We start from the raw sequence: 11,049 nt of genomic DNA, 5'->3' as shown, positions 1-11,049 counted from the left end.
CGCCAGGACTTCTTGATGCGAACAGGCCGGTGCGTATTTCGAATCCGCGCAGCGAGCTTCGAGGCCCACAGACGCCGTTCCCTAAGCCGCCCGTTACATCGGAGGCCAATGGTCGCGGCCGTTTGCCTCCATCGATTTTGGGGCTTGGTGGGCTGACGGATCCAGATTATCGCGAATTGCGGCGTGTTTCCCCGATCTCCCGGGACGGAGTCCGCGCGGGACCGGATGGGGACGGCAAACCTTCGGCCGGCGTCGCATCTCCGCCTCTGGTGCCAGACCAAGAGCCGCCGGCAAACTATCCTGATGCGGATGCAAGCGGCAGCGGTTCAGGCGGCGGATTCGGTAATGGCGCCAAATCGGGTGGCAACGACAATGAAAGGCGAAGGGAATGCATTCAGGATTGGCAGGACGAGAAAAATGATTGGTGCCGACAATTTGGATTCGTCGATCCCGTCTACGAGAGGATATGTAAGGAGAGAGCGGACACTAGATTGCAACAATGCTATCGGAACGAGCCGCAGGAAGGCAAATTCACGATGAAGGACGTCGATCCTGAACACGTGAAAGAGTTTCTGGCTCGTCAGAGAGAGGCTGAAAGGAAAAGCAGCGGGAAATCAAAGAAGCGGCGCTGAGAATGCCGCTTGGCGACGGTGAGCGATCTGAGCTTCATGTGTGGGCAATCGTTGCTGGTCGGGATGAGCGTGAGGGGCGGGGGCGAAGCCGACCCGGAATTTGAGTTCGAGTTGACGTTGTTCTTGTTTCGTTCAATTCTACCAGCTATAACGGGGTAATTCACGTTCGTTAGCCTAGGCGTCACGTCTTGCACTCAAGGAGACTTGCAACATGTCGCCGATCGACGAGCTAGAGCAGGTTTGTATGAAACAATTGCGTGCGGGCGTACCTCCGGACGAAATTGTTGCCGCTATTGAATCGCGCCTGAAAACTTCGGCAAGAGAAGACCGGCTCGAACTAGCTTCGCTGCTTAATCCATTTCTGACCATTGCCAACCGCGATCGCGACGCGCGCCAATTGGCGGACGGGATGATCCAGGAGTTCCCTGATGATGTCCGGTTTCCAATAATCAGAGCGAATGCCTATCTATACGATGAGCAGGATTTTGAAGCGGCTCTCCGGTGCATTGATGTTGCGATCGAGCGTGCGTATCGCAGCGGCCAGCGTCGGCGGGAGGCTCTTGGTTATAAGGCTCGCATTTTGCTGAAGATTGGTCGCGGCGACCTGTTATCCGACGTGCTTGAGGGAATTATGTCGCTTCGACTGGAGAAGGGCGCCATCGACGTTGGACGGGAGCGTGATTTCGTCGATCGCGCGCCTCCCGGATTGATCCGGAAGGACGTTCTTGATCGATACAATGAATTTCGGCCGAAGCGTTCTACGGACACGTCAGCGGACGAGGTGCCTAGATTCGAGCTCCCTGAGGAGGGGATCTAAAATCCAAGGCGCTAACGATTGCTGCGAACCGGGAAGTTGCGAATGTCCTCTTCAGCACAAAAGTTCGTATCTCTGATGTTCGACAGACGGCACGATGAGGCCGAGGCTCTTCTTCGCGAGCATGGGGAGGCTCTGACCGGAGACGAGATCCCTCGACTGGTTGGGTGGAGGAGGTGCTGCGTGCCAAAATCGGCCAGCTTGGATCTAGTCCGAGTGTACAGCGGGAATCTCTCGCCGGGGCTTAAATGGTGGCGCACTGGCTGAGAGACCAGAACTACTGGGATGAAGCTCAAGCGATCTATCTCGACGTGGTGAGGCGATCCTTGGAGATGAACGAGGCATTCTTTCTCGATGATGCACGTCTAAGCCGGGCGGTGTGCCTCAAGAACCTTGGACAGATGAGCGAATACAGACTTGCGAAGTCTGAAGTACCTGCGGGTACAACAATTTCGATCAATTGGGTTAACTGGCGGGTCGAGGATCTAGACCGGCTTGGCTACAGTCTCTGCTAGCTTGGCGCGACTTAATCTCATCTCTGAACCGAGATTTTCAATGAGCGAGCAGCAGCCGGACATCGAGGCCCCGCCACTCATGCCGACCGGTGCGATTGCAGCTAGTGAGAACTCAGAGTTCAACGCACGATGCTTAGCATTCGTCGCTCCCTTCCTCAAGAAGAGCAATTGGGAGTTCCAGAGAGCGGTGGTTACACCTAGCGCCAAATGAGGCCTCACTTGGCGGGGCGACTACGCCATTGCGGATTTTGCCGCGCCGCACTTGATCAACCGGATCATGTGCTGGGAAGGTGCAGATGGGAAGCTTCTCATCGAGATCGCAGTCGGGCAGCGTATCGCTCCATTGCAGTCAACTCCGCCCGACGATCCTTGCGATGGGCAGGAATGACAGTTTGTGCGTCTACGTCCCGGATGCGATCCCGGCAGCGCGTATGTCATTCTTCGTCCACCCTTCGGAATTGCGCATGACTAGCCGGATGTCGCCAGCACGCTGTTTCTGCCCGGATCGACGTGACAAAACGCAGCTCATCTGCATCGATCCGGGGCGGGTGCGCGAGATCTGGCCGCTTGTCGCGCCCCTCATCAAGCGGGCGATCGTCAGGACGGGATTATCGACATTCGCAACGATCGAGCGCGACATTCTTGCTGGTGTCTCGCTGCTTTGGGTGGCCTGGAACGGCTCAGTGGTCGAAGCCGTCGCATCGACGAGCCTCCAGCAGACGGATGCCGGCAAGGTCTGCGTCATCACGGCCTGCGCCGGCGCCGGCATGACGCGCTGGCTGTTCCTCATACGCGGTATCGAGGCCTATGCCGAAGCGGAAGGGTGCCGGTGCGTGCGCATCTTCGGACGGAAGGGGTGGGCACGCGTTCTCGACGGATACGAAGAGACCCATGCGATCATCGACAAGCGCTTGCTGTAGCGGCGGTACGCGCGTTCTCAACATTCCGTGCGATTTAGGGTTGCATTTGTTCTTGATTTGTTCTAAGTTGGGAAAACCCGTGTTTTCGCAAGCTTAGAGGCCGAAGATGTCGTGGGCCGAACGTCATCCAGATGAGAGCGGCGGGGCGCGCTTTACGACAGCGGATGTGGCGCGATCCAGCCCGAAGCGTGGGGATCGAAGCTGGCTGCCTGGTTGGTTTGCGAGAAGCTGGCTTGCGCTGATCTGCCTGGTCATTGGCACGAGCGGCCGCCCATCCGAAGCACAAGAGACGGACTTCGCTCCTTACGGTCACGCAGCCGACTATTGTCGCGGCGACATCGCCCGCCCGATCGCATTGTCGCAAGACAAGCGCACGCTGTGCCTCGATGGCGTGATCACATCGGATTTGGACGTTTCGGCTGCGGCAGATCTGGCGGATCGGGGCATCACCATCGTTCGCAGCCGCGGAGGGGACCCCGCGCGCGCAGTTCAATTGGCGAATGTGCTCAGGGATCGCAACGCGATCGTTGTCGTTCGGGATTTCTGCTTGTTTGCCTGCGCGAGTTTTATCCTGATTGCTTCGTCCGAGACCTACGTCCTGGACGATGCCCTCGTAGCTTGGGGAGCTATCCAGCAATTTCCCGACCATGATTGCGTGGGCTTCATCGAGGGCGAGGACCAGGCAGGGCCTTTTCTGACGTCGATGCAGTGCGTACGGACCAACTCCGACAAGGAGCCGGCGTGGCGCCGTTGGACCGAGTTCTATCGCGATAGAATCGCCGGTCCCGCCTTTACCGATCCGCCGGAGAGCATGTTCATCCGACGGACACTCATGAATCTCTATCGGTCGACCGGTCGGTATCCCGCCGTGCTGTGGACCTGGAACCCTCGTCTTCATGCCAGCGCGATCAAGACCAGGCTCGTCTACCAGCACTATCCGAACAGTCAGGACGAAGTCGACAAGATCGCGAAGCGATTGGGTCTGATCTATCGCGTGATCTACGACCCCTGAAGAATGAGATTTCGAGAAGTTTCCAATTGGCGAAATCGTTCAATGAATCGTCTGAACGGCGCGCCCATTGATAGGTCGTCCACAATAATTTTCATTCCGTGAGAACCTCGATGTCACGATCATTCAAAGACCCGAACGTACGGATACCCAATTTTGGTCTTCAAGGTGCGATTCCGAAGCCGCCATGGTGGGCAGATTTCGACCATTGGAGAGTGATCCCGCCGGTAACTCCTCCTTGGTCGCAGCCCCCATTGGCTCCTCGAGAAGGTCCCGATCCATTCGGCGTTCCGCCGCCGACCCCATCTCCGCTGCAGCCAAGGTCGGACGAGCAACGTGCTCCAGTCGGCCGGGATTTGATCGACCGGCTGTTTGGAAAATCTCGCGTTTCCCGCGGACGAAATGGAGCAATTCCACCGGCGTCCAATCCGGACGGGCAGACGACGAACCCGTTCATGGATGTGCGCCCATGGCAGACTGCCGAATTCGATCCCGGCCCTGCTCAGACGCTGCCGTTCGATTCGCGGCAACTGGCCGCGCTGCTGCAGATCCCGCCGGAAGACCTGGCCCAGTTGGCGAGCGGGACGTCCCCAAAAAAGAAGGTCGTGCAGCCACCGATTTTCTTTCCGTTCGACTGACAAATTCACATTGGTGCTTCGTCGCTTCGACCAGCACTCGCGCTTGCGAAGAGCGAACTCATACTCAAGGAAACATCGTCCATGGGCGGACAATCCACCTCCACACAGACCGTGCAATCGCAATCGGCACCCTGGGCTGCCGCGCAGCCGGCGCTGCAAACAATGTTGGGTCAGATCGGCACGGGGCTCAACAACACCGGCCTGACGTCGGCGGAGAGCTCTGCGCTCGACACCCTGAAGAACAACGCCGCATCAGGCAATCCTTATGCAGGCCAGATCGCCAGCTATGCACAATCGCTGCTGGGCGGCGGCGGCGCCACCGCGCAGACAACCAATGTGCAGGACAACCTCGCTTCCTATCGCAACTGGCTGACGCCATACGCGAACGGCAGCATGATCGGGGGCAACCCGGCACTCGCGGCGCAGCTCGCGCAGATTCGATCGGACGTCGGCAACGATGTGAACTCGCAGTTCGCCGCCGCCGGCCGTGATTTCAGTGGCGCCAACCAAATGGCCTATGGAAGGGGCGTCGCGGCGGCCGAGGCGCCGGTGATCGCCGCGCAATACAACCAGGACGTGGCGAACCAGCTTGCCTCCGCAGGCGCGCTCTACAATGCCGGCAATACCACCGCGAATGCCCTCACCCAAATGCAGCAGAGCGACCTCACCAATCGCGGCCAGGGCGTCACTGCCGCGCAATCGGCGCTCGATGCGCAGAATTACGGAGCCAACGCTACGCTGGCGGAGGAAGCGCAGCGCCGCGGCATTCCCGTGCAGGCGCTGAGTCTGCTCGCGCAGATCGGCGTTCCCATCGCGCAACTTGGACAGCAGGGCAACAGCACGACGACGGGGACACAGCAGAAGTCCGGTGCTGACCAGTTTGCAACGATTGCAGGCGGCATCAGCGGCCTGATCAACGCCTTCAAGAAGTAGGGAGGATGGACATGACGGTCCCCACAGACGCGGAGCCAACAGGCGCCGCTTTCGACCTGGTCAACGCAGGGTATGCAGAAATGCCGGACCCGGACAGGGAGAGCGATCTCCAGTCGATCGACAGTGACAGCGCGTCACTGCGAGATGCTGCTGACCAAAGATCCGATTCACAGCCGGAAGTCATCGTCAGGCAGTATACCGACGCACAGGGCAAGCCCGCTGCGGCAAACGAGGCGGTGACCCTCGCGCGCGCAGCTCGGGATTATGCGAGCGCTACGGCCGGCGACAGGCGGATCACCGAGGGCGAGTCTTCGGAGGCGCTCGCGGCAAGGATCGATGTACTTCGCGCCGAAGTGGCTGCCAATGATCCGGATGCGCCCGAGTTCTACGGCTTTGAGCAGCCTGAAGGGCGCGACGGGCCTGGGGAGATCGAAGCCTCGTCACACGCCACGAATGATCGCGAGAAGCGTTCCGCGGAGCTCGACCCCGATCTCGAGCAGCTCTTGCAGCATCCGCAGGTGCGGCTGGCGCTCGAGGAAAAGGTGGGCGAGGTCGAGCGCGCACGGCGGAGTTATGCCGAAGGACTTGATGCCGCCATGCAGATCGCGCAGGCGAGCTTTGTCAGCCAGTTTCCAGAATTGGCCGGCCTGGCACCGGAGCGGCTTCCGGAAGCCCTCGCGCAAATCGCACATCAGGATCCCGCGAAGCTCTCACGCATCCAGGCGATCGTCGCGGCGAGCGAGCAATTGCGCGCCCGGCAAAATGAGGAAATGCGGCGGACGGCGGACGTCTCGCGGCACAGCTTTCTGAACTATGCAAAGGCGGAGGACGCCCGGCTTGAGACGTTGCTCAAGCAGGAATCGAAAGACGTCAGGCAGGCGGTCGCGCAGGAAATCATGGCGTCGGCCAAAGCCAGCGGCATCCAACCGGAAGAAATGCGGCGCCTCTTCGACAGCGAGCCGTTGATGCGCAATGCGACGTTCCAGCGTATGATGTACGACGCAGGCAAGTACCGATTGATGATGAAAGCGAGGGACGCCGTCACGACTAAGCCGATGCCGCCGGTGCAGAGGCCGGGCATGGCGGCGCGCCGGGGCGAGGGCGAGCAGCATGATCTGCGAACGTTGAGCGCCCGGCTTTCCAGCTCCGGCGATCTCAAGGACGCGGTCGCGCTCTATCAGGCAAAGACAGCCGGTCGGCGGTGAGCGGTGTCCACCGGAAAACCGTCCTTCGAACGATTGGAGTAGTTCTCGTGTCGAGCATCCTGACCTTCGACGGCGGAACGATTGATGATTGAATGTGCGGGCAGCGTCCGCGTCGAGCGGGCGCAGTCCGAGCTGTCCTCTCGGCGCATGGCTTTCCAGCCCGGGCGAGTTCTATGAGATACCAGGCGCGGACGTCGAGCGGGCATTGAGTTGAGCGACCGAGTAGTGCAATCTGCAGACGACAACCCAGGCGGTGAAACGACCTGCGGCTCGGAGAAGGTGCTCAGATTGCCGGGAGCGGCGCATCGCCAGGGCGTCGTTTTCGTCCAGGCAACCTCTATCTTGCGACAACATCCGGCGACAACGGGTCGATATTGGTTGAGGAGGGCAAGTTGAATTTCTCGGCGTCCCGGTGGCTATCGATCATCGTCCTCGATGTTTTCATCAAGTTCCTGCTTGTGTCGGTCGTGGGCCTTTTCGTCACATACGGCCTTATATCCATCGTTTCGCTCGTAATGGCGGCCATTTCTTTCTCGCTGTTACATTTCGTCTGTCTGTTTGTGGGGGCAACCCTCGTCGTGACGCCAGAGCTGTTTGGCCTGCGATTGCCGCCGATGCGGCGGTTCATGGCCAGCATAGCGCTCGCCAATATATTGTTCGTCGGTGTGCTTGTCGTGTTGATGTGGCCCGGTCCGAATGACATTCCGCGAACCGCGGACGGGCCCATTATCGCGGCTCTTGTCATGGCCGCAACAAATCTCGTTACGTGGCTCGTCGTCGCCGCGGTCGGCCGCCTGATCAGGTGGTTCAAGCGAGGCACGCGCGCCGACCAATCCGCATCAGGCTGAGCCGGAGGGCTTACCGGGCTCGCCTTTAATTCCTGAGGCTTCGACGTTCAACCTTCAGACACCATCAGCTCGCGCGTTCTGATGTTCATGGGCCGCATGTAACCCGTGCGATCAGCCCGGCTGCGAGCGCGCCAGGGCCACTGCCGATCTTCAGCTCGTCGCAGCACTTCAAGCTCTGGGTCAGCTACATCACCAGCCTCCAGCCCTCGACCACCAAAAACTCGCGCGTCCAGGGGAGACGTGCGCTCAACTCTTATTGCAAGCAAGCGGAGCATTCTGCGTGGATCCCACGATGCAATCGCCAATCCAATTTGGCATCCCTTTTTTGGGCGGACGACAGGTCACAGTGCCGAGCGGTCCACATCATTACCAAAGAGAACAGTGGGTCGGAAGCACCAGGCAGGGCAACACACCCCTATCGGCGTTTGAATCGCTCAAAGGGCACGCAATACCGTTTCAGGGCGACCAGAACAGCGCTGAGGGAGCGGTGATGGATGTCCGAGGTTTTGGCCCTATTCGCCAGCACGTGGACGACGACCGGTTGATGATCGTGAATACCACGATGCCTGGGCATCTTCTCCACCCGGGCAACGTCTTCCGCTCGATCGTCCAGAGAGGCGACGATCTCTATGTTGCGACTGAGGGGTATGGGACGGGAGTTCTTCCGGGTCCCAATGAGAAGGCAAAACTGATCTGGTCATGGCCTGATCACATGATCCGCCGCGAGCTCAACCCATACGCCGCGCTCGGGTACCCAATGGACGAGATGAATGCGTATGCCGAAACGGGAAGCCGGGCGGGCGCAGAGGAGCAATCCACGCCAACGCTACGGCGAGCCGAACGACCGGAGCATTGGATCCCGCCGCCGATCTTCTTTTCGCCGATCGATCGACGAAAGTGACACCACGACAGGAAAGCGCACTATGAGCGAGGACGACCGAAATTTCATTGAACGCGCCGAATCCATCAGCGGAAATCTCTATGGCGAGCCGATGTCGCGGGATCGGATTGCGGAGAACTTCGCGCTCTATGGGTTGAAGAAGCGCGCGGCAGCGCTCGAGAAATTTGATGCCGAGCTTGGGGGCGATATCGATTCGAGCCCTCACAGCCTGCGAAAGCGCGTTCAGCTGGTCGACCTGCGCCGGCGCATGGGCGATCTCCATGAAGCGCTGCGCAAAGCGAAGCGATGATCCATCCGCTACTGACGGCGCTTGCGCAGGCACGGCTGCGCGATGCGCCAATGTTCGTCAAATGGTGTGAGCTGAACGGCGCGACCGCCTGTCCGGCGACACCTGCATCGGTGGCCCGTTTTGTCACCGACTGCGCGTCGCTCGGCATGAGCCGGCTCTGGCCGGCCGTGCAGGACATATCGCGGATGCATGTCGCGCTCGGCCTCGCGGATCCCACACTGGGCGGCTTGGCCGCGAGCGCGATGAGTGGGATTGCGGCTATTCCTCCGCCGCGGTCGTGGCCGGGGCGGTTCAAACGACAGTTCGACGCGCTACCCTACGACATCCAGATTCATCTCGCTTCGCACGAAGCTCAACGCGAACGCGCGCTCCGGCGTGCGCAGAACGATGCAGCCTCCATCCGCCAGAGACTGGCGGCATTCGAGGCACAAACGAAAGGCAAAGAGACCAATGGCACTGAAGCAACAACAGCAGCCGGTGACAAGAATTGAGGATCGGATTGAGGAGTTGCGCGCCGAAATCGATGGGATCATCGACGCGCGTGTCGCCGGAATCGCAAGCGAGAGTCCCGGCGTCCCCCCGGGCGTGATCCGCAACCTCCTGACGGCCCGGGCTCCGTCCTGTCGCTGCGCTCAGTATATCGAGCTGTGCGCCAGAGAGACGAAAACATCCGGCTGACGGGCCGCAACGACGACTTTCTCGAAGCTCATGATAGCGCCTCACGGCGCCGCTCTTCCAATTGAGGATGCAGTATGACTCTCTACAAATGGTCCCAAACGGCATCCGCCGACGCGACTGCGGATTCCACCATCAACTGGGCGGAAGGCCAGTCGCCGTCCAGCGTCAACGACTCGGCGCGCGCGATGATGGCGGCGACGGCGAAGTATCGCGACGACATCGCTGGGCTTCTGCTAACGGGCGGCACCTCGACGGCATACACCCTCACGACAAACCAGGTCTTCGCGTCGAAAGCATTGATGAACGGCGCCGAGCTGGCCGTCACGATGAGCGCTACGAACGGGGCGGGCGCGACACTGAACGTTGATGGCCTCGGTGCTTCTACGATCATCATCGATACTGCAAGCGGCTCTACTCCGGTCCCGTCCGCCACGCTCATCGCTGGCGGCGTTTATACGATGGTCTATTACTTTTCCGGCGACAATTGGCGGCTGAAGGACTTCTATCAACTTCCGTTCACCGTTCCGATTGGCGGCATGATCGACTATTTCGGCACCACGGCGCCGAACAGCAACTTTGTCTTCCCTTACGGGCAGGCGATCTCTCGCACTACCTATTCCGCGCTGTTCACGCTGTTGAGCACGACCTTTGGAACGGGCGACGGCTCGACCACCTTCAATATCCCCGATCTGCGTGGGCGCGTGATTGCCGGCAAGGACGACATGGGCGGAAGCGCGGCGTCTAGGCTCACATCAACCTATTTCGGCACGAGCGCAGCAGCGCTTGGCGCTGTTGGTGGGATTGAGAGCCACACGCTGACAATCGCAGAGATCCCGACTGGCATCACGTCATCGAATAGTGGATCGATCTCATTGACTGGAACAACGAACAGTTACACGGCTTGGACAACCTCGAATATCGCTGGTTCTGCTTCGCCTGGAGGTAGTCAATTATCGGTTCCCGGCTCTCCTGGTGGACAGTTTGGTCAGATGTCAATTAGCGGTACCATCACCGCAGGGAATGCCGCCGTCACATCGACCAATACGGGAGGTGGCGCCCATCGGAACGTACAACCGACAATCATCGCCAACAAGCTGCTGCGGATAGTCTAGCTGAGTGCCGGCGTGGCCCACGTCTCCCGCTCCGCGATCGGCTGAAGAAGGAAGTTGTTGCGCTTGAGAAGGGCTGGCGCCTCTTCCATAGCTTGGTCGTGCAGCGCAAGGAAGATCGCGGTCCGCTGGGCCGACAAAAGACGGGGAGCGCCGAGGAAAGCGCGTGTTTCGGCACCCTCGATGTCCATCTTCATCAGATCGGGAATAGGAAAATCGTCCAACACGACGGTTCTGACAGACACTCCGCTTTCGGCGAGTGTTCCCATATAGCCATATTTATCGCGACCGACGTCGACTTCGAAGAAGGCAGCGCCGGTTCGGTCCGAGACAGCAGCCTCAATCAGTTCAACGTTCTTGATGCCGTTGATCTGTAAGTGCTTGCGGAGCTTGTTAGCATTTTCCGGGTTCGCCTCGAACGCAAAAACCCGACCGCCTTGTCCAACTAGCCGAGACATCATCAGCGTGTAGTAACCGGCATGCGCGCCGACATCGAACACCGTCATGCCGGGCTTAACACGTGCGGCAATCGATCCGGCAATGACGCTTTCGTATGTG

The 11,049-nt window shown here is 59.7% G+C and carries 13 protein-coding genes; 12 read left to right on the top strand and 1 reads right to left on the bottom strand.

The annotated features are described in order from the left end of the window. The 12 genes from AC0L2J_RS15380 to AC0L2J_RS15325 all read left to right on the top strand — a co-directional run. Positions 1 to 632 (top strand): hypothetical protein (locus tag AC0L2J_RS15380; protein WP_473391469.1); only part of this gene is annotated, 632 nt, incomplete at its 5' end. 211 nt (positions 633 to 843) lie between these two features. Next, entirely contained in the window at positions 844 to 1,449 is a 606-nt protein-coding gene (locus tag AC0L2J_RS15375) for a hypothetical protein (protein WP_473391466.1), read from the top strand. A gap of 245 nt (positions 1,450 to 1,694) precedes the next feature. Then, complete coding sequence (locus tag AC0L2J_RS15370) at positions 1,695 to 1,961, top strand: hypothetical protein (protein WP_473391462.1); 267 nt, start codon at positions 1,695 to 1,697, stop codon at positions 1,959 to 1,961. A gap of 374 nt (positions 1,962 to 2,335) precedes the next feature. Then, positions 2,336 to 2,881 carry a hypothetical protein gene (locus tag AC0L2J_RS15365; protein WP_473391459.1) on the top strand — a complete coding sequence of 182 codons (546 nt, stop codon included), beginning with the start codon at positions 2,336 to 2,338 and terminating at the stop codon, positions 2,879 to 2,881. A gap of 106 nt (positions 2,882 to 2,987) precedes the next feature. Further along, positions 2,988 to 3,893 (top strand): hypothetical protein, encoded by a 906-nt coding sequence (locus AC0L2J_RS15360; protein WP_473391457.1) that lies wholly within the window; start codon positions 2,988 to 2,990, stop codon positions 3,891 to 3,893. Between the two features lie 353 nt (positions 3,894 to 4,246). Then, positions 4,247 to 4,528, top strand: coding sequence for a hypothetical protein (locus tag AC0L2J_RS15355; protein ID WP_473391454.1), 282 nt, complete (start codon positions 4,247 to 4,249; stop codon positions 4,526 to 4,528). Positions 4,529 to 4,609: 81 nt separating this feature from the next. After that, on the top strand, positions 4,610 to 5,461 hold the full coding sequence (locus tag AC0L2J_RS15350; RefSeq protein WP_473391450.1) for a tail fiber domain-containing protein: 852 nt from the start codon (positions 4,610 to 4,612) through the stop codon (positions 5,459 to 5,461). A gap of 5 nt (positions 5,462 to 5,466) precedes the next feature. Next, positions 5,467 to 6,666, top strand: a complete 1,200-nt coding sequence (locus tag AC0L2J_RS15345) for a hypothetical protein (RefSeq protein WP_473391448.1) — start codon at positions 5,467 to 5,469, stop codon at positions 6,664 to 6,666. Between the two features lie 392 nt (positions 6,667 to 7,058). Then, positions 7,059 to 7,514, top strand: a complete 456-nt coding sequence (locus AC0L2J_RS15340; RefSeq protein WP_473391446.1) for a hypothetical protein — start codon at positions 7,059 to 7,061, stop codon at positions 7,512 to 7,514. A gap of 770 nt (positions 7,515 to 8,284) precedes the next feature. Then, on the top strand, positions 8,285 to 8,704 hold the full coding sequence (locus AC0L2J_RS15335) for a hypothetical protein (RefSeq protein ID WP_473391443.1): 420 nt from the start codon (positions 8,285 to 8,287) through the stop codon (positions 8,702 to 8,704). Beyond that, positions 8,701 to 9,195 carry a hypothetical protein gene (locus AC0L2J_RS15330; RefSeq protein ID WP_473391440.1) on the top strand — a complete coding sequence of 165 codons (495 nt, stop codon included), beginning with the start codon at positions 8,701 to 8,703 and terminating at the stop codon, positions 9,193 to 9,195. The genes AC0L2J_RS15335 and AC0L2J_RS15330 overlap by 4 nt, the downstream gene beginning before the upstream one ends. A 261-nt stretch (positions 9,196 to 9,456) precedes the next feature. Next, positions 9,457 to 10,494, top strand: coding sequence for a phage tail protein (locus AC0L2J_RS15325; RefSeq protein ID WP_473391437.1), 1,038 nt, complete (start codon positions 9,457 to 9,459; stop codon positions 10,492 to 10,494). Here the strand turns inward: AC0L2J_RS15325 and AC0L2J_RS15320 are convergent. Continuing rightward, complete coding sequence (locus AC0L2J_RS15320) at positions 10,491 to 10,997, bottom strand: FkbM family methyltransferase (protein ID WP_473391433.1); 507 nt, start codon at positions 10,995 to 10,997, stop codon at positions 10,491 to 10,493. The two genes, AC0L2J_RS15325 and AC0L2J_RS15320, sit on opposite strands and share 4 nt — an antisense overlap. Between the last annotated feature and the right edge of the window lie 52 nt (positions 10,998 to 11,049).

The sequence above is a fragment of the Bradyrhizobium sp. MV1.5 genome (assembly GCF_055807615.1).
Note: the sequence above shows the minus strand (reverse complement) of the source record. Positions and strands in the feature narration are given on the sequence as shown.